Source organism: Pseudomonas orientalis (assembly GCF_022807995.1).
GTDB classification, from domain to species: Bacteria; Pseudomonadota; Gammaproteobacteria; order Pseudomonadales; family Pseudomonadaceae; genus Aquipseudomonas; species Aquipseudomonas orientalis_B.
This window is the reverse complement of record NZ_CP094351.1, coordinates 346,874-364,673: the sequence shown is the minus strand read 5'-3', so window position 1 is coordinate 364,673 and position 17,800 is coordinate 346,874. Positions and strand designations below refer to the sequence as shown.

16 protein-coding genes, 1 tRNA gene and 1 pseudogene are annotated in these 17,800 nt (G+C 57.4%); 13 read left to right on the top strand and 5 right to left on the bottom strand.

The window, feature by feature from the left end; all coding sequences use genetic code 11:
- Nucleotides 1-262: 262 nt before the first annotated feature.
- On the bottom strand, nt 263-1,654 hold the full coding sequence (gene gabP, locus MRY17_RS01500; protein WP_124425799.1) for a GABA permease: 1,392 nt from the start codon (nt 1,652-1,654) through the stop codon (nt 263-265).
- Nucleotides 1,655-2,209: 555 nt separating this feature from the next.
- Between gabP and MRY17_RS01495 the strand changes: the two genes are divergently transcribed.
- From MRY17_RS01495 to MRY17_RS01465, 7 genes are all read left to right on the top strand, one after another.
- Nucleotides 2,210-2,983, top strand: coding sequence for an ABC transporter ATP-binding protein (locus MRY17_RS01495; RefSeq protein ID WP_065932620.1), 774 nt, complete (start codon nt 2,210-2,212; stop codon nt 2,981-2,983).
- 13 nt (nt 2,984-2,996) lie between these two features.
- Entirely contained in the window at nt 2,997-3,749 is a 753-nt protein-coding gene (locus MRY17_RS01490; protein WP_005783892.1) for an ABC transporter substrate-binding protein, read from the top strand.
- A 74-nt stretch (nt 3,750-3,823) separates the two neighbouring features.
- Complete coding sequence (locus MRY17_RS01485) at nt 3,824-4,519, top strand: ABC transporter permease (protein ID WP_181282910.1); 696 nt, start codon at nt 3,824-3,826, stop codon at nt 4,517-4,519.
- 38 nt (nt 4,520-4,557) lie between these two features.
- Nucleotides 4,558-5,247 carry an ABC transporter permease gene (locus MRY17_RS01480; RefSeq protein WP_057725488.1) on the top strand — a complete coding sequence of 230 codons (690 nt, stop codon included), beginning with the start codon at nt 4,558-4,560 and terminating at the stop codon, nt 5,245-5,247.
- Nucleotides 5,228-6,415, top strand: a complete 1,188-nt coding sequence (locus MRY17_RS01475; protein ID WP_243353172.1) for a methyltransferase — start codon at nt 5,228-5,230, stop codon at nt 6,413-6,415. The genes MRY17_RS01480 and MRY17_RS01475 overlap by 20 nt, the downstream gene beginning before the upstream one ends.
- A 545-nt stretch (nt 6,416-6,960) precedes the next feature.
- Nucleotides 6,961-7,036: transfer RNA gene (locus tag MRY17_RS01470), tRNA-Thr, on the top strand.
- Nucleotides 7,037-7,058: 22 nt separating this feature from the next.
- Nucleotides 7,059-7,547 carry a hypothetical protein gene (locus MRY17_RS01465; RefSeq protein ID WP_191952678.1) on the top strand — a complete coding sequence of 163 codons (489 nt, stop codon included), beginning with the start codon at nt 7,059-7,061 and terminating at the stop codon, nt 7,545-7,547.
- A 52-nt stretch (nt 7,548-7,599) separates the two neighbouring features.
- Here the strand turns inward: MRY17_RS01465 and MRY17_RS01460 are convergent, their stop codons facing one another.
- Nucleotides 7,600-8,364 (bottom strand): DNA adenine methylase, encoded by a 765-nt coding sequence (locus MRY17_RS01460; RefSeq protein ID WP_243353907.1) that lies wholly within the window; start codon nt 8,362-8,364, stop codon nt 7,600-7,602.
- 320 nt (nt 8,365-8,684) lie between these two features.
- Between MRY17_RS01460 and MRY17_RS01455 the strand changes: the two genes are divergently transcribed.
- The 3 genes from MRY17_RS01455 to MRY17_RS01445 all read left to right on the top strand — a co-directional run bounded on the left by MRY17_RS01455 (nt 8,685) and on the right by MRY17_RS01445 (nt 12,486).
- Nucleotides 8,685-10,811: an S-type pyocin domain-containing protein gene (locus MRY17_RS01455; RefSeq protein ID WP_191955958.1), complete on the top strand. Its 2,127-nt coding sequence runs from the start codon at nt 8,685-8,687 to the stop codon at nt 10,809-10,811.
- Nucleotides 10,811-11,074 (top strand): bacteriocin immunity protein, encoded by a 264-nt coding sequence (locus MRY17_RS01450; RefSeq protein WP_124360831.1) that lies wholly within the window; start codon nt 10,811-10,813, stop codon nt 11,072-11,074. Before MRY17_RS01455 ends, MRY17_RS01450 begins: the two co-directional genes overlap by 1 nt.
- A gap of 263 nt (nt 11,075-11,337) precedes the next feature.
- Nucleotides 11,338-12,486, top strand: coding sequence for a site-specific integrase (locus MRY17_RS01445; RefSeq protein WP_191952676.1), 1,149 nt, complete (start codon nt 11,338-11,340; stop codon nt 12,484-12,486).
- 12 nt (nt 12,487-12,498) lie between these two features.
- On the opposite strand, the gene MRY17_RS01440 is transcribed toward MRY17_RS01445, so the two are convergent.
- The 3 genes and pseudogenes from MRY17_RS01440 to MRY17_RS01430 form a co-directional block, all read right to left on the bottom strand.
- Nucleotides 12,499-12,816, bottom strand: a complete 318-nt coding sequence (locus MRY17_RS01440) for a hypothetical protein (protein ID WP_110622833.1) — start codon at nt 12,814-12,816, stop codon at nt 12,499-12,501.
- Nucleotides 12,817-13,309: 493 nt separating this feature from the next.
- Nucleotides 13,310-13,952: pseudogene (locus MRY17_RS01435) on the bottom strand (BRCT domain-containing protein).
- A 112-nt stretch (nt 13,953-14,064) separates the two neighbouring features.
- A complete protein-coding gene (locus MRY17_RS01430) occupies nt 14,065-14,640 on the bottom strand; it encodes a TetR/AcrR family transcriptional regulator (protein WP_124422000.1) in 576 nt (191 codons plus the stop codon).
- Nucleotides 14,641-14,786: 146 nt separating this feature from the next.
- On the opposite strand from MRY17_RS01430, the gene MRY17_RS01425 reads away from it, so the two are divergent.
- The 3 genes from MRY17_RS01425 to MRY17_RS01415 are packed head-to-tail and all read left to right on the top strand — an operon-like array spanning nt 14,787 to nt 17,723.
- Complete coding sequence (locus MRY17_RS01425) at nt 14,787-15,887, top strand: alkene reductase (RefSeq protein WP_243353171.1); 1,101 nt, start codon at nt 14,787-14,789, stop codon at nt 15,885-15,887.
- Between the two features lie 58 nt (nt 15,888-15,945).
- Nucleotides 15,946-16,728 (top strand): SDR family NAD(P)-dependent oxidoreductase, encoded by a 783-nt coding sequence (locus MRY17_RS01420; protein ID WP_243353170.1) that lies wholly within the window; start codon nt 15,946-15,948, stop codon nt 16,726-16,728.
- A complete protein-coding gene (locus tag MRY17_RS01415) occupies nt 16,725-17,723 on the top strand; it encodes an NADP-dependent oxidoreductase (RefSeq protein WP_243353169.1) in 999 nt (332 codons plus the stop codon). Before MRY17_RS01420 ends, MRY17_RS01415 begins: the two co-directional genes overlap by 4 nt.
- The last annotated feature ends 77 nt before the right edge of the window (nt 17,724-17,800 follow it).

Below are 17,800 nucleotides of genomic sequence, written 5' to 3'. Positions count from 1 at the left end.
AGAACGCCCGTCGCGATGATTTCGACACGATGGGCTTCCTGGAACAGCTCACCCGCCGCCGTACATTGGCGTGGATCGAATCGCCGCAGTTCCAGGCAGACTACGTAGACGCATCCCAAGCGCTGACAAATTCAGCAGACTGACACATACCAAATGTGGGAGGGGGCTTGCCCCCGATAGCGGTGGGTCAGTCAGCTTGTTTGCAGCTGATCCACCGCCATCGGGGGCAAGCCCCCTCCCACATTTTTTGATCTGCATTTTGTCAGTTCAGTACGGGGGCGCCCACTCTCTGGGCCTTGCGACGACTGGCAACAAACAGCCCCGCCAACACCACCAGCAAGCTCAGAATGCCCGTCGCGATGATTTCGACCCGATGGGCTTCCTGGAACAGCATGATGGTCAATGTACCGACGATAAACACCATCACCGCGTAGGTCAGGCCCGGGAACAGCCACATCTTGAAGACGATCTTCTCACCCGCCGCCGTACGCTTCTGACGCATGCGCAGCTGCGACACGGCAATCACCAGGTACACCAGCAAGGCAATCGCGCCGGAACTGGCCAGCAGAAATTCAAACACCGCCGCCGGTGCCACATAGTTGGCAAATACCGCCAGGAACGCAGCGCCGGTGGACAGCAACACCGCCCAGTAAGGCGTACCGCTTTTATTGGTGCGCTTGGCCACAGCCGGCGCATCACCACGACGGCCCAGGGAGAACAGCATGCGCGAGGCGGTGTACAGCGCCGAGTTGAGGCAACTGGTCACGGCCACCAATACCACTAGGTCGACGATCAGCTTGGCATTCGGAATGCCCATGCGCTCGAGCACGGTCTGGTAGGAACCTACGGCAGCCAGTGTCGGATCATTCCAAGGCACCAGGGACACAACGATGAAGATCGACAAGAGATAGAACAAACCAATCCGCCAGATCACCGAGTTGGTGGCCTTGGTGATTTGCTGGCCGGGGTTCTTCGACTCCGCGGCGGCAATGGTGACGATCTCAGTGCCCATGAACGAGAACATGGTGGTCAGGATCGCCGCCAGCACCGCGCCCATGCCGTTAGGCATAAAGCCCTGGGTGTCGAACAGGTGCGATACGCCGCTGACCTGGCTGGTGGGCAGAAAGCCGAAAATCGCCGCCAGGCCAAGGATGACGAAGCCCACGATCGCCACGACCTTGATCAGCGCAAACCAGAACTCGAACTCACCGTAGTTCTTCACGCTGAACAGGTTGGTTGCGGTCAGCAGCAGGGTAATGATCAGGGTAAAGGCCCAGATCGCCACGTCGGGGAACCAGGCATGCAGGATGGTCGCCGCCGCGTTGGCTTCCAGCGGAATCACCAGCACCCAGAACCACCAGTACAACCAGCCGATAGTGAAACCGGCCCAGTGGCCGATTGCGCGGTCGGCGTACGTGGAGAACGAGCCTGTGTCCGGCGACGCAACCGCCATTTCGGCGAGCATGCGCATCACCAGTACCACCAGCGTACCGGCAGCCGCATAGGCCAACAGCACGGCCGGGCCGGCGGCGGCAATCGCGTGGCCGGAGCCGACAAACAAACCGGCGCCGATGACGCCGGCAATCGACAGCATGGTGACATGCCGCGGTTTGAGCCCCTGTTCGAGGTCATTGGAGCTTTGCGTACTACTCATTGACACACCTTTGCGAGGAATTGCGAAAACGGTTCGCCTGGCCTGCGATCTTTCTCGTGAAAAGAAACCAACAGGGCGTTCTTTATTTTTTACGCAAGATTTGCGCCAAAATGTAACAGAGGCACAGGTGGCGAGGGCTGTAGGAAAATTCAGCAGTGACCGCAAGTCTTTGAGAACAATGGCATTTCGCTATAGCGTTACCGTGCGACTCACCTTGCAGACGAAAAGGCGCACCAAAAACACACACAAAAAGTGCGTGACGCTCCATAAAAGCGCTGATACGCGCCGTTTGCCCGGTTAACCCTTCCAACCCCTGCCCAAAGCTGGCACCATCGCGCCCTTTTTACGCGAAGCCTGTGGATGCCCCGGGTTCAAACGTCTGTTCGGTTGTTGATGGCGCGACACGCCGCTGTGCCGATGCGACACCCTGCCGCAGACCACCCATTAACCGTCCGCAGCGCTGTTGGCTGTCATCCAAACGCTATGCTAGCTTGGCGCCTCGCCAGGAAGGCGGCCCAACAGCGAAGATCGCAACGAACACAATGAGGACCGCACATGGCCGAGGCCACGCCCGCGCTTGAAATCCGCAACTTGCATAAACGCTATGGTGAGCTGGAGGTACTCAAGGGTATCTCGCTGACCGCTCGCGACGGCGATGTGATCTCGATCCTGGGCTCCTCAGGTTCCGGCAAGTCTACCTTCCTGCGCTGCATCAACCTGCTGGAAAACCCGCATCAGGGGCAGATCCTGGTGGCCGGTGAAGAACTCAAGCTCAAGGCCGCAAAAAACGGCGAATTGTTTGCCGCCGACGGCAAGCAGATCAACCGCCTGCGCAGCGAAATCGGTTTTGTGTTTCAAAACTTTAACCTGTGGCCGCACATGAGCATCCTCGACAACATCATCGAGGCCCCCCGCCGTGTACTCGGCCAGAGCAAGGCCGAGGCAATAGAAGTGGCGGAGGCCCTGCTGGCCAAGGTGGGCATCGCTGACAAGCGCCACGCCTACCCGGCGCAACTGTCCGGTGGTCAGCAACAACGCGCCGCCATTGCGCGTACGTTGGCCATGCAGCCTAAAGTCATTCTGTTCGATGAACCGACGTCGGCGCTTGACCCGGAAATGGTCCAGGAAGTACTTAATGTGATCCGCGCGCTGGCCGAAGAAGGCCGCACCATGCTGCTGGTCACCCACGAAATGGGCTTCGCCCGCCAAGTGTCCAGCGAAGTGGTGTTTCTGCACCAGGGCCTGGTCGAAGAGCAAGGATCGCCACAGCAGGTGTTCGACAACCCGCTTTCGGCGCGCTGCAAACAATTCATGTCCAGCAACCGCTAACGGAGCAACATGCATGCAGACCTATAAAAAATTCCTTCTGGCCGCGGCCGTCTCGATGGCGTTCAGCGCCACGGCCATGGCAGAAACCTTGAAGATGGGGATCGAAGCGGCCTACCCGCCCTTCAACAATAAAGACGCCAGCGGCAATGTCGTCGGTTTCGACAAGGACATCGGCGACGCCCTGTGCGCCAAGATGAAAGTCGAGAAGTGCGAAGTGTATGTGTCCGACTGGGACGGCATCATCCCGGCTCTGAACGCCAAGAAGTTCGACTTCCTGGTGTCCTCGCTGTCCATCACCGATGAGCGCAAGCAGGCCGTCGACTTTACCGACCCGTACTACTCCAACAAGCTGCAGTTCATTGCGCCCAAAGCCACGGCGGATTTCAAGACCGACGCCGCCTACCTCAAGGGCAAGGTGATCGGTGCACAACGTGCAACGCTGGCCGGTACCTACCTGGAAGACAAGCTGCCCGACACCGAGGCCAAGCTGTATGACACCCAGGAAAACGCCTACCTCGACCTGACGTCCGGCCGCCTCGACGGCATCCTGGCCGACAAGTACGTGCAGTACGAATGGCTCAAGAGCAAAGACGGTTCGGCCTATGAATTCAAGGGCGACCCGGTGGTAGAGAGCGACAAGATCGGCATCGCCGTACGCAAGGGCGACCCGCTGCGCGAGCGCCTGAACAAAGCCCTGGCAGAGATCAAGGCAGACGGCACCTACAAGAAGATCAACGACAAGTACTTCCCGTTCAGCATCGAATGATCTGAACGGCCTGCCCGGCGCGCTCACCTGAGCGCGTCGGCTTTCAGCAATGCCTGCCGCGATATGAAAACACCATGAATTTCGATCTCTACGGATTCGGCCCGGCGCTTGCCGCCGGCGCGCTGATGACCGTCAAACTGGCGCTCACGGCCTTGTGCCTGGGACTGGTGCTGGGCCTGGCCGGCGCCTTGGCCAAGACTTCGCCGTACAAGCCGCTGCAATGGCTGGGCGGTGCTTATTCGACCATCGTTCGCGGTATTCCCGAATTGCTGTGGGTGCTGCTGATTTATTTCGGCACCGTCAACCTGATGCGTGCCCTCGGGGAGTTCTTCGGTAACCCTGACCTGTCCCTGAGCGCCTTTGCCGCCGGGGTGATCGCCCTGGGCCTGTGCTTTGGCGCCTACGCCACGGAAGTGTTTCGCGGCGCGATCCTCGCCATTCCCAAGGGTCACCGCGAAGCCGGTGTGGCATTGGGGCTGTCGAAAATCCGGATTTTCACGCGGCTGATCATGCCGCAGATGTGGCGCATCGCCCTGCCGGGCCTGGGCAACCTGTTCATGATCCTGATGAAGGACACTGCGCTGGTATCAGTGATCGGCCTGGAAGAAATCATGCGCCACGCGCAGATCGGCGTGACCGTGACCAAGCAGCCGTTCACCTTCTTCATGGTCGCCGCATTCATGTACCTGGGCTTGACCGTACTGGCCATGACCAGCATGCACTTCCTGGAAAAACGCGCCGCCCGCGGCTTTGCAAGGAGCGCCCAATGAGCGGTGACTACAGCTGGCTGTCGCATTTCGACCTGGGCCTGAACTGGGCCGTGATCATCAAGTGGCTGCCTAAACTGGCCCAGGGCGCAACCCTGACCCTGGAGCTGGTGGCGATTGCCGTGATTGCCGGCCTGCTGCTGGCGATCCCGCTCGGCATCGCGCGCTCGTCGCGCCGCTGGTACGTGAGCGCCCTGCCCTATGCCTACATTTTCTTCTTCCGTGGCACGCCGCTGCTGGTGCAGTTGTTCCTGGTCTATTACGGCCTGGCGCAGTTCGACGCCGTGCGCCACAGCTTCATGTGGCCCTACCTGCGCGATCCGTTCTGGTGCGCCACCGCCACCATGACCCTGCACACCGCCGCCTATATCGCTGAAATCCTGCGCGGTGCGATCCAGGCCATTCCCCCGGGCGAGATCGAAGCCGCTCGCGCCTTGGGCATGTCCAGGCCCAAGACGCTGTTTTACATCATCCTGCCCCGCGCCTCGCGAATCGGCCTGCCGGCCTATAGCAACGAAGTGATCCTGATGCTCAAGGCCAGCGCTCTGGCCAGTACCGTGACCTTGCTGGAACTGACCGGCATGGCCCGGACCATCATCGCCCGCACCTACCTGCCCGTGGAGATCTTCTTCGCGGCCGGACTGTTCTACCTGTTGATGGCCTACGTGCTGGTGCGCGGTTTCAAACTGCTGGAGAAATGGCTGCGCGTCGATGCGTGCCAGGGACGTTGAGGCACGCTTCCAGGCACTGGATGCGTTTCTGATCGAGCACCAGGGGCTGTGGCGACCACGGCCCTTTACCCATCTGCAATTACCCTGGGAAACCGAGCATCCCGCGTTATCGCAATGGCTACGCCAGCGCTCGCTGGACGACGCCGAGACCAGTCACAATCGTCCCCACGACCTGCTGGCTCCCGCGCCTTTTCCACAACTGGCGGCCCAGGCCCTGCGCCTCAGTGCTGTGGATAAGTTGCCGACCCACGCACTCGCCCCCGCAATCCATCGTCTGAACGTCGACGTTCCGGGCCGCAAGTGGCAACAGATCGAAGCCTTCGGCGCCGCCCTGACTTTTGCCGCAAAGCCCAACCACTGGCTGGACTGGTGCGCCGGCAAAGGCCACCTGGGCCGCCGCCTGCTGCAACCCGGCCAACAACTGACCTGCCTGGAATATGACCCGGCCCTGATTGCCTCAGGTAAAGCCTTGAGCGATCACCACGGCTTGCCCGTCACCCATAGCCTGCAGGACGTGATGGCAGAGGTGGCGATCAGTCCCGAACACACGCCAGTTGCCCTGCATGCCTGCGGCGACCTCCACGTGCGCATGCTCCAACTGGCCAGCGCTGCCGGCTGCAAACAACTGGCGCTGGCGCCCTGCTGCTATAACCGCATCAACGCCGATCGCTACCAAGCGCTGTCGGCGAACGCGCGCGCCTCCGCCCTGCAATTGTCGATCGATGACCTGGGCCTGCCGCTGAGCGAAACCGTCACCGCCGGCAACCGCGTACGCCGGCAACGCGATACCTCCATGGCCCGGCGCCTGGGCTTCGACCGCCTGCAACGGCAACTACGTGGTTGCGACGACTACCTGCCCACGCCATCCCTGCCCGCCAAATGGCTGGATAAATCTTTCGCTGAATATTGCCGGGAACTGGCGGGCCTCAAGGGCTTATCCACCGGTGAACAGAATTGGGCAGTGCTGGAAGCCCATGGCTGGCGTCGACTGGCCGAAGTACGAAACCTGGAGTTGGTCAGAGGCCTGTTTCGTCGCCCGCTGGAATTGTGGCTGGTGCTGGATCGGGCCCTGTTCCTGATGGAGCAAGGCTACAACGTCGAGTTGGGCAGCTTCTGTGAACCGACACTCACGCCACGCAACTTGATGGTGCTGGCAGAGCGCGATTAAGGGGCAAAAACTCCTACAGCGCCCTGTGGATAACTCTGTTGATGAATTCTTTACGAAGGCTGTAACTATCAGCGCTACAGACTAAAAGCAGCACTGGTCATTTTTTGTTCACACAATAAAACGCACGCAAAACAGGCAGTTGCAGCGTGTTGAGAACGGCTCAACAAATTGCCTGTGGCGTGAGCACTGTTACCAACCGATTGTGCATAAGCATCTGGGCTAAACCGTATAAACCGCGCTTTCATGCAGTTTTTTTCGGCGCCTTCAACAGTAGGCATAGCGCATTGAAATCATCACTGGCGAGCCGCTTTGTCACGTTAACCAAACAGGCTGCCGCAAAGACCAACCCCTGCTGGCGAGAAATTTTGGGTGACCGGCGATTAGTCAATTTTACGACCTTTCGACGTACCTCTTCTGTGTGGCTTTCAAGCGGTGAAAATGTGGAAAAACTACGGTGATCACAAAAAACCGCCGTGTTTGCAAAAATAGTCAGAATTCAGGGGTTTACAGAACCTTTTCAATCGCTATAATCGTCGCCCTAACACGCCGGTATAGCTCAGTTGGTAGAGCAACTGACTTGTAATCAGTAGGTCCCGGGTTCGACTCCTGGTGCCGGCACCATACAAAACAAGGGCTTGCAGCGATGCAGGCCCTTGTTGTTTCTGCAATACGTACAATCACACGTACATTAGGCAACGGGCCGCATTCAACCCGCTATGCTTTCGGCCATTTATCCACAGCCATTTCCCGACATGCGGTCAGGGACAGGAAAGGGACGACGATGCTCTCCGGAAAGATCAAAGTGACGTTTGAAGTTCCTGACGAGAGCGAAGCAGAAGACGGCGTCCGTCCTTTCATTTCGCTTGATACAATGGACCTTGTGGACGCGGCCATCGAGTCGGGTCTTCCAGACCACTCCCCTCTGGTCGGCCTCATACACGAAGCAGGGGACGACCTGGACTTTCAGGAGTTGCTAGAAGCACATCTGTTGTCGTGGGTGCCAGAGGACCGCCCAGCTGCGGCCGATGCAATCGCGGATTGGCTGGAATATCTGGCCAGATTGATCCGTAAACAGAACGAGCATTTGTCGCTGGACTTGAAGCCAAGACCGTCTCCAGGCCCTCGGTACTGATCAAGTTCAGCGACCACTGCCGATGCTGTTGCTCAGCTGATAGCGACCGCTACTAGTTCATGATCGCCAGCTCACCTGTTTTTGCGGCTACTCCCTTCCGAGGGTTGGCCGTGCTGTAACGAATATCCATCGCCTCCATGCGAAACCCCTCAAACACCCGCCGGATATCGGGATGATCGTTGATGCTTACCATCACCTTGCCCTGGCAAGCGCGCATGAATTCGGCCATTCGCTCGTACTGGTCAAAGCCGAAGTCGGTGCCGTAGCCTTCGGTTTTCCAGTACGGAGGGTCCATATAGTGGCAGGGGTGGGGCCGATCGTACTTTTCAGCGCACTTCAACCACGGCAGGTTCTCCACGTAGGTTCCCGATAGCCTCTGCCAAGCCAGCGATAGGTTTTCCTCAATCCGCAGCAAGTTGATGGCCCGGCCGGTAGTAGCGGTTCCGAATGTCTGTCCTGTGGCCTTTGCACCGAACGCGTGGTGTTGGAGGTAGAAAAACCTGGCCGCCTTCTGGATATCCGTCAGCGTCTCGGCCACTGTCATCTTTTGCCACTCGAAGATCTGACGGGAGCTGAGTGCCCACTTGAACTGACGAACGAATCCCTCCAGGTGGTGCTGGACGACGCGGTACAGGTTTACCAGATCGCTGTTGAGATCATTCAAGACCTCGACCCTTGCGGGCTGCTCTCGCTTGAAGTACAGCGCAGCGCCGCCGGCAAACACTTCGACGTAGCACTCGTGGTCTGGGAACAGCGCCAGCAGGCGCTTCGAAAGACGGCGCTTGCCGCCCATCCATGGAACGATTGGGTTTGTCATTTGCAATCCTTTGCAATGGGTTTTGGTGATGGTGCTTATTTGCAGCTGATCGTCCATAGCTGATCAAGCCGCGTTGTATAGCATCACTTCAGTAAAGGCTTGATCGTGGGGCTCGTTTGGTTTCGAGTGATGGCCAATCGAAATCAATACCGTCCGCCCAATATTTATGCATTTGTGCATATTTTGGCTTGGTGCGATAGCTGTGCTTATGTACAGTGGTTTCGCGAACATTCTGTTTGCACATTAAGTGTTTGCTTGCCCATGCTATCGATAGCCACTGGAAGGCATTCTTAAGGGAACTAAACATCAAGGAGAAACACATGTCACCACCAGATATTACTCTGCCTCCCATTATCGTGACCCCTGATCCACCATTGCCCAATCCACCAGGGCCTCTGCCAGGGGGCGGGGTCATTGCTAAACCACTACCATGGGACGGCAAGTTCGCTTCTGGCCCTGAAGTTGATGCATTTTTCAATCAGGAACGAATTACGAGCGATCGGTACACAATGTCTGTGATTGTAACCGTCGCTAGCGCTCAACGAAGTATGGAGCAATCCTATACGGCCTACTTGCCCCAATTGCCGGCTGATGTTGAAGCAGAGATCGCGGCAGGTGTAGGACCTAACCCTCTCTCCGAACTTGAGAAGGCCAACAAGGAAAAATCCGTTGTAGACGGCCTGATTGCGCAGAACACCGCAGAATTGGCTACCGCTAACGCAGCTGCTACCGCTTTTTTTGGTAGAAATGTGCTCGCGGTTGAAATGAAAAAAAGTGCGGTTTATTTTGTAAATATCTTTCAATCACCTAAAAACCCAAACAGTCCCCTTGATACTTATAAAAACTGGGAAGCGTCAGCTACGGCAGCGTATTCGGCAAAAATACTTGAGGAAAAAATACGAATTCTTACAGAAAAGTCGGCATTACTGACCCAGAATGTTGCTACGGCCCAGGCAGCAGAAGACGTACGTCTCGCGGCGGAGGCCGAAGCCAAGCGCATTGCCGATGAAGCGGCAGCCGCTGAAGCCGCCAGAATCGCCGCTGAGGTCGAAGCCAAGCGTGTTGCCGATGAAGCGGCTGCAGTTGAGGCAGCCAGGGTCGCTGCTGAGGCCGAGGCCAAGCGCATTGCCGATGAAGCGGCAGCCGCTGAAGCCGCCAGAATCGCCGCTGAGGTTGAAGCAAAACGCGTGGCTGATGAAGCTGCCGCTGCTGAAGCGGCGAGAGTCGCGGCAGAGGCTGAAGCTAAGCGGATCGCGGATGAAGCGGCAGCAGCGGAGGCAGCGGAGGCAGCCAGGATCGCCGCCGAAGCAGCTGAGCAAGCCCGCTTAGCTGCAGAGGCTATTCGCGTTGCCAATACGTTTCGTGCTCCAGGCCCAGCGTCAGCGGCTGCACCGTTTGTTATAACCTCGGCGGGAACCATAGCTGTCATTGAAGCGGCGGCAGTGACCTTGCAAACAGCTATCCGCTCTGCAATTGCCGCCTTGACCAGTTTGGCAGCTGGCACCGCCTCAGGTCTTCTGGTTGGGGTTTCTGCTTTAATCTATTCGCCCAAACTGGCTAATGGGGAGTTGCCTGAACGTTATACGTTTAGTACCCCTGTGTCGGATCTTACCCCTGAGCTAAGCCAAGATTTGCCAGCCATTGCCGCCGCCGGTGGTACCGTTGATTTGCCTGTTCGGCTTAGCTCGAAAACAGCTGCAGATGGGCAGTCAGAAGTCATTGTGGTAAAGACTGATGGTGTGACGATTCCTTCGAAAGTCAGGGTGGTGGCTGCTACTTATAACGCCGAACAGAACCTGTACAGTGTGACGACAGGAGACGCCCCACCAAGGACTTTGACTTGGACACCGATTGTCGACCCTGGTAACAGCTCGACCACCCTACCTGCCGAACAACCTGCTCCACCGGTCTACACTGGAGCTAGTGTAACGCCGGTTGAAGGAAGGATTGACACTTTCCCAGGGGTTGCAGACGCTGGTTTTGATGACTTCGTCACCGTGTTCCCGGCAGACTCGGGTCTGCCTCCAATCTATGTGATGTTCAGGGACCGGCGAGAGGATCCAGGCGTGGCGACAGGTGTTGGCCAACCTGTGTCGGGGACTTGGTTAGGCGCTGCATCACAAGGTGAGGGTGCACCCATCCCGTCGCAGATTGCCGATCAACTTAGAGGGAAGGAATTTAAGAACTTCAGAGAGTTTCGAGAAACCTTCTGGAAAGCCGTAGCTAGTGACCCAGAACTTGCGAAACAATTTATTTTGACAAACAGAGACCGCATGATCACTGGTAAAGCTGCAAAGTCCAGAAAAGCTGATGCTGTAGGTAAACGATCATCTTTTGAACTTCATCATATTGACGAAGTTGCGAAAGGCGGAGATATTTACAATATCGAGAACATGCGTGTTTTGACACCTAAGCGTCACATAGATATCCATAAGGAAGTAAAATAATGGAACTTAAAAGCAGTATTTCAGAATATACAGAAGCTGAGTTTTTGGAGTTTATGAAGGAGATATTTAAAGAGAATATCGCCAAGACCGATGATCAGCTAGATATACTTTTGGAGCATTTCGAAAGAATCACCGAACATCCTGAAAGCACAGACCTTATTTATTATGCAGCGACGGACGCAGAGAGCACGCCCGAGGCAATAACTAATAAGGTTAAAGAATGGCGGGCCGCCAATGGCAAGCCAGGCTTCAAAACAGCTTAATCAAAGCTAACCAAGCCTAGTCGCCAAGAAAAGGCGACTGGGCTTTTCGCTATTTGCAGACCTTTGACATTTTATTTGCCGCACCGTCAGCCATGAGTGTATAAGCGCAAAATCGTTACTTTACGTCGAGGCGCTGTGATCGATGCCAGTCGTGTTTTTTGACCCAAGAGCAACGCGATGGTTTTGGGCGTTACGTCGAACCCCCAAAACCAGGCGGGCGACCTCAAGCCAATCGATCAAGAAAAGTATGACGCGGACATTGTATGAAGCGAGGAAGGAAGCGCCAGCACAACCCGAACATCCCTGGCCATATTGACCAGGCTGCCCTGCCACGCTCGGTGTATTTTGACCACCGCGGGGCGGGGTGCTGGTACATCCTGTATTTCAACGAAGCCGGCCGGCGCCAGCGGCAGAACCTGTGCGCGGGCAATGTGACGCTTTCGGAGCTTCACCGACTGATCGAGGAGCGCAACGGCGTGGACCGAGACAGCCTGCACTATCTCTGCGACGAGTTCCACAAAAGCGATCAGTACAAGGCTCTCAGCGAGAAAACCCACGACGACTACGTCTATTCCCGCGACGTGCTTCTGGCATTCCCGACAAAGCTCGGCAAGCCGCTGGGAGAGCTGGCGGTGCTCAAGTTCACGCCGGCGCTTATCCAGCGGATCATCGACAAGATCGCCCAGGAGGGCAAGCCATCAAAGGCCGCGCACGCCTTGCGTTACCTGCGCCGCGTGATGCAGTGGGGCCGCAATCGTGGTTTCGTGAAAGACAACCCGGCCAAGGGCATCGAGTCGCCGAAAGAGCGCAAACAGCGCCGGCTGCCCGACGACACCGTCATGGCCAACCTGATCAGGTTCGCGCAGCAGCAAGGTCAGCTCAAGAGCGGCCAGCCTGGGGCCTGCTCGCCCTACCTCTGGTATGTGATGGAGATCGGCTACCTCTGCCGTCTACGCGGTATCGAGACAATCACCCTAACCGACGAAAATGAGCTCGCCGAGGGCGTGCTGACCAACCGCCGGAAGGGTAGCCGGGACAATATCGTTCGCTGGACGCCTCGGCTACGCGCCGCATGGGATGCAGCCAAGGCCGTCAGGTCGGAGACGTGGGAGCGAAAACGTGTGCCTGTACCAATCCGAGCAGACCAGCGCTTCCTGATTATTGCTGCCACCGGCAGACAGCTGTCGAAGTCGGGGCTTGATACAGCCTTCCAGCGGCTGATCGTTCAGGCGATCGAGAAAGGTGTACTCACCGAGGAGCAGCGGTTCGGGATGCACGACTTCAAACGCAAGGGCATCACTGACACTGTGGGCACTCGGGCGGATAAGCAACAGGCGTCGGGGCACAAAGACGAATCAATGATGGATGTTTATGACTTGAGCGTGCCGACAGTTAACCCATCGGCGGAATAATTTACACTCCGGCTACGCGTCAAAGTCGAAGAAAATTGCCCGGTAGCTGATGTTCTTCGCCGGTTGTCGCAGGGAACTGTCAAATGCCCACGCTTCGACCATGCTGTAATGCTTCGGCTCCTGAGCGCCGACAATGGCGATCTGCCGATATTTGCCAAGCAACCGCCCCGACTTGCTGCCCACGACCTCAATTGTCTCGTCTCTATCGAGGTAGAAGTCGGCAAGCTCGTACACACGATATTCGTTTGTAACGAGGACCGGCTCCCGTTTAAATTTCCCGTAAAACGCTTGCCCATCACCCTGGGCGTCGATTGCAATCGTGCCTTTCATAACGTCCTCAAGCCCCTAAAAATTGACTATTTCTGCGCAGATCAATCTGAGTTATCCACAGATAGCTGTCGATTGGGTAGAGAAAAGTAGCATGATTTTCCGCGTACAATGAATGCCTTGATGCGGGAATCAAAGGGCATACGACCAATGCTCAACGTACAAATAAACGCCGCAAAGTTAAGGCTTGATTGACTACGGTGCATGACTTGTAATCAGTAGGTCCCGGGTTCGACTCCTGATGCCAGCACCATACGCAACATCGAAAGAGGCTCACCGTAAGGTGGGCCTTTTTTGTGCGCGTTTGGTTTTTGCAGGAGCGGTCAAAAGCTACGAAGGCTTCATCCAATACAGCGGCACCGCCAGCGATACTCACTCTGTAGGAATCGAGCTTGCTCGCGATAACAATATCAAGACAAATCGAGCAACAACTGGCATGAACGCCGTTGCAGCATCCAACCAGGCGCGTTCAAATCTCGGTGAAAGCAACGACGCCTCAACCAAACAGCATTTGCTGCCAATGACTCTCACCAACAATGGCTATCGGCGCCCCCCGCTTCGCGAAGCTCCACCGCCTTCATGATTTTGGTGCCATAACTGCTGTGGCGCCATTGCTCGTTACCGACGCTGCCAACGACTAGATAATGCACTTTCTTGCTCACCCCTCCAGCAATCAGCGCCCCGCGCTCTTCTATCAGCGCTTGGCAATCCTTGCGAGGTCCGTAAGCCATGATCCCGGTGAAAACGAACATCTTGCCGTCCCAGATCAGATCAGGCGCAGGTGCATTGAAAGGCAAATCGTTAGGCGCGACAAAACCCGACTCAACACCCTTAGGACTTTGTAAAGGCAGGCCAGAGAAACTGCGCAAAAGACTAAGCAGCTCTTGGGACTCGTCAGCGTCCAAGACGTTGTCTTCAAGCATGCTCGATAAGCGGGAGTACAGAAGATTTATCACTGGATCATCAAGATGAACCAGATTGGTGTCCAGCCACTGTTTTAGAAATAGAGCTTCGCCAGTGGTCACTACACCATCAGCCGTCAAACCAGCGGCCAAGCCGACCAATGCGTCGGCAGAGCGGCGGTCGATCCGAGCGCTATGAAAGAATTTACTTTTTTCGAACTCGTTGTGTAGATCCATTACGACCTTCCTTGTCATACAGTTGCTGATATCTCCAATACTAGCCTAGAGACATCAACCGATATAGGCGCTGTAGTAACCATTACCGTCCGCCTCCGCAGCGCCTCCCACTCTACGACTCAATCGACAACGCCCCACCCATCCGCGCCCGACACACCTCCAAAATCTCATCCGCCAACGCCGAATCATCCGGACAAGCCCGCGACAACATAATCGCGCCCACCGCACGCGCGAGCAGATCAATCATTTTCCCCCTCGCCTCTTCCGGCGCCTCATCCGAACCAGTCGGGCATTTTTCGCCGAGCGTCTGCAACATGTGCTCGATGCCCTGCGCAAAGGCCGATTTCAACTCCCCCGACTGACGCGCCGCATCACCGCATAACGCCGCCATGGTGCACCCCGTCGCGCGACCGTCGCGATGGTCCCTGGACACATATAGATCGATGAAGTCCTTCACGCTCAATTTTTCGGCGCTGGCCAACGATTGCGCGAGGCTGTTGGCCGAAGCTTCGGCCATCAGGTCGGCCTTGGAGCCGAAATGTTTGTAGAAGCCGCCATGGGTGAAGCCGGCGGCGGCCATCAGGTCGGCCACGCCGACGCCGTCAAAGCCGCGCTCGCGAAACACGACTGAAGCCGTTTCGACGATGTGCTCCCGGTTTGCCTGGGCCTGGGCCTTGGATACGCGCATGTTCGATAACCTCGCTACCGCTGAAATTCATTGACCAATGATACATAGATGTCATTCATAATCAAAACCGTTGACAGTTTAGATTTCGATCATCATCCTAATCCCAAGCGCTATGACTTTCACCCACGGGCACGGAACAAACACCCATGAGCGATCTGAATCTGTTTACTCTCTACACACTGGGCAACCTGACGCTGTCTAACCGTATGGTTCTCGCGCCACTGACGCGCAATCGCGCCGGCAAGGGTCTGGTGCCGAGTGAGTTCGCGGCTGCCTATTACAGCCAGCGGGCCAGCGCGGGCTTGCTGATTTCCGAAGCCTCGCAGATCTCGCAGCAAGGCCAGGGTTATCAAGACACGCCAGGCATTTACACGCAGGCGCAGATAGAAGGCTGGCGCAAGGTGACCGATGCCGTGCATGCCAAGGGTGGGAAAATGTTCCTGCAGCTGTGGCATGTGGGCCGTGTGTCCCACGTGGATCTGCAGCCCCAAGGCGCGGCGCCGGTTGCGCCCTCCGCGCTTCGGCCCGCGACCAAGGTGTTCGTCAACAATCGCTTCGAGGACGTTTCCGAGCCGCGAGCACTGGAGGCTGACGAACTGCCGGGCATCGTCAATGATTTCCGCCAAGCAGCGGCAAACGCCATCGCCGCAGGCTTCGATGGCGTGGAGATCCACGGTGCGAACGGCTATTTGCTGGACCAGTTCATCAAGGACGGCGCCAACCAGCGTACGGATGCCTACGGCGGTTCGATCGCCAACCGTGCACGGTTGTTGCTGGAAGTGACGGCGGCGGTGGTCGCCGAGATTGGCGCCGATCGTACGGGGATTCGCCTTTCGCCGGTGTCGCCGGCTAACGGTGTGTCGAGCAGCGATCCGCAGGCGCAGTTCGATTACATCGCCGATCAACTCAATGCGCTGGACATCGTTTATCTGCACCTCGTCGAAGGCGCGACCGGTGGGCCACGTGACGTGGCGCCCTTTGATTTCGACGCCTTGCGCCAACGCTTCAGGAATACCTACATCGCCAACAACGGCTATGACCTGGACCTGGCCGAGGCGCGCCTTGCGCATGACAAGGCCGACCTGATCGCCTTTGGTCGCCCATTTATCGCCAATCCCGATCTGGTGGAGCGGTTCAAGGCCGGCGCGTCACTGTCCGCCTTCGACCCCGCCACGCTCTACGGCGGCGGTGCGACGGGCTACATCGACTACCCGACGCTGGCCGAATCAAGCGCTGCCGCGAACTGACCGAGCCTGTTTTATCTGCATCCATCCCACTCCCTGTCCCTGATAAAGAGCTGACATCATGACCACTCGCCCTACCGTTCTCATCACTGGCGCTTCCACCGGCATCGGCGCAGTTTATGCCGAGCGTTTCGCCCAACGCGGGCATGACCTGGTGTTGGTCGCCCGCGATCACGCACGTCTGGAAACGCTCGCCGCCACCTTGCGCGACAAACACAACGTCGCCATCGAAGTGCTCCAGGCCGACCTGACGCAACTCAGCGACCTGCACACCGTCGAAGCGCGCCTGCGTGATGACGCGCATATCGGCATCCTCGTCAACAATGCCGGCGCCGCACAATCGGGCACCTTTATCGAGCAAAGCACTGACAGTGTTGCGCAACTGGTGGCCCTCAACACCACCGCGCTGGTGCGGCTCGCAAGCGCCATCGCACCGCGCTTGGCCAATGCTGGTGAAGGCGCAATCATCAACATCGGTTCGGTGGTGGGGCTGGCGCCTGAGTTCGGCATGTCGGTTTACGGGGCGACCAAGGCGTTTGTGCTGTTCCTGTCCCAGGGCCTGAGCCTGGAACTGTCGCCTCGGGGTGTCTACGTGCAAGCCGTACTGCCCGCCGCGACCCGCACGGAGATCTGGGATCGCGCCGGTATCGACATCAACACCTTGAGCGAAATCATGGAAGTGGATGCGCTGGTGGACGCCGCACTGCTCGGCTTCGACCGTCGCGAACCGGTGACCATTCCCGCGCTCCAGGACGGCGAGCGTTGGGATGCGCTGCAAACCGCGCGCCAGGGGCTTTTGGCGCAGATCAAGCAGTCCACCGTGGCGCAGCGCTATCTACCATGAAGGCATTTTTCATCGACCGCTACGGCAAACAGGACGGAAGGATTGGCCAAGTGCCCGACCCTGCGGTCGGTGTGCATGACGTGCTGATCCAGGTGCATGCAGCGAGCGTGAACCCGCTGGACTCGAAGATCAGCACGGGGGAATTCAAACTGATCCTGCCCTACAGGTTTCCGTTGATATTGGGCAATGATCTGGCCGGGGTGGTGGTTCGCACAGGTGCGGCGGTCACGCGATTCAAGCCGGGAGACGAGGTCTATGCGCGTCCTCCCGAGTCGCGGATCGGGACCTTTGCCGAGTTGATCGCCGTGAATGAAAATGCGCTGGCATTCAAATCCGCGAACCTGAGCATGGCCGAAGCGGCCGCCATGCCCTTGGCCGCCTTGACGGCCTGGCAGGTGCTGGTTGAAACCGCTCAGGTGAAAAGAGGCCAGAAGGTGTTGATCCATGCCGGTTCCGGCGGTGTCGGCACGCTCGCCATCCAGCTCGCCAAGCACCTCGGCGCCTTCGTTGCGACCACCACCAGTACGGCGAATGTCGAATGGGTGAAAGCACTTGGGGCGGATGTGGTCATCGATTACAAACAGCAGGACTTTGCCAGCGAGTTGCGCGATTTCGACGTAGTGTTGAACAGCCTCGGCAGTGATGTACTGGAGAAATCGCTCAAGGTGCTCAAGCCTGGCGGCCAGCTTATTTCCCTTTCTGGGCCGCCGACTGCGCAATTTGCCCAGGCGCAAGGCTTGTCCTGGGTGCTGGGGCAGGTCATGCGCCTGCTGAGCAGCGGCATTCGCAGAAAAGCCCGCAAGCGCGGAGTGAGCTATGCATTTTTGTTTATGCATGCCGACGGCAGGCAATTGCAGCACGTCACCGCGCTGATCGAGGCAGGCGTTATCAAACCGGTCATCGATCGCTCTTTCCCGTTCGAATCGACCGCAGAGGCGTTGCGGTACGTCGATCAGGGCAGGGCAAAAGGCAAAGTCACCATCACCCTCCAATAATCTTATTTCAACCATAAAAAAACCCCGAACCAGTCGGGGTTTTTTATTGCCTGGTATCAGGCGCGACGCGCGATCAA

Bases quoted from the DNA above. Each gene is read 5' to 3' on its own strand.
- gabP (WP_124425799.1), bottom strand. From the start codon at position 1,654: ATGAGTAGTACGCAAAGCTCCAATGACCTCGAACAGGGGCTCAAACCG.
- MRY17_RS01495 (WP_065932620.1), top strand. From the start codon at position 2,210: ATGGCCGAGGCCACGCCCGCGCTTGAAATCCGCAACTTGCATAAACGC.
- MRY17_RS01490 (WP_005783892.1), top strand. From the start codon at position 2,997: ATGCAGACCTATAAAAAATTCCTTCTGGCCGCGGCCGTCTCGATGGCG.
- MRY17_RS01485 (WP_181282910.1), top strand. From the start codon at position 3,824: ATGAATTTCGATCTCTACGGATTCGGCCCGGCGCTTGCCGCCGGCGCG.
- MRY17_RS01475 (WP_243353172.1), top strand. From the start codon at position 5,228: ATGCGTGCCAGGGACGTTGAGGCACGCTTCCAGGCACTGGATGCGTTT.
- MRY17_RS01465 (WP_191952678.1), top strand. From the start codon at position 7,059: ATGCAGGCCCTTGTTGTTTCTGCAATACGTACAATCACACGTACATTA.
- MRY17_RS01460 (WP_243353907.1), bottom strand. From the start codon at position 8,364: ATGACAAACCCAATCGTTCCATGGATGGGCGGCAAGCGCCGTCTTTCG.
- MRY17_RS01455 (WP_191955958.1), top strand. From the start codon at position 8,685: ATGTCACCACCAGATATTACTCTGCCTCCCATTATCGTGACCCCTGAT.
- MRY17_RS01450 (WP_124360831.1), top strand. From the start codon at position 10,811: ATGGAACTTAAAAGCAGTATTTCAGAATATACAGAAGCTGAGTTTTTG.
- MRY17_RS01445 (WP_191952676.1), top strand. From the start codon at position 11,338: ATGAAGCGAGGAAGGAAGCGCCAGCACAACCCGAACATCCCTGGCCAT.
- MRY17_RS01440 (WP_110622833.1), bottom strand. From the start codon at position 12,816: ATGAAAGGCACGATTGCAATCGACGCCCAGGGTGATGGGCAAGCGTTT.
- MRY17_RS01430 (WP_124422000.1), bottom strand. From the start codon at position 14,640: ATGCGCGTATCCAAGGCCCAGGCCCAGGCAAACCGGGAGCACATCGTC.
- MRY17_RS01425 (WP_243353171.1), top strand. From the start codon at position 14,787: ATGAGCGATCTGAATCTGTTTACTCTCTACACACTGGGCAACCTGACG.
- MRY17_RS01420 (WP_243353170.1), top strand. From the start codon at position 15,946: ATGACCACTCGCCCTACCGTTCTCATCACTGGCGCTTCCACCGGCATC.
- MRY17_RS01415 (WP_243353169.1), top strand. From the start codon at position 16,725: ATGAAGGCATTTTTCATCGACCGCTACGGCAAACAGGACGGAAGGATT.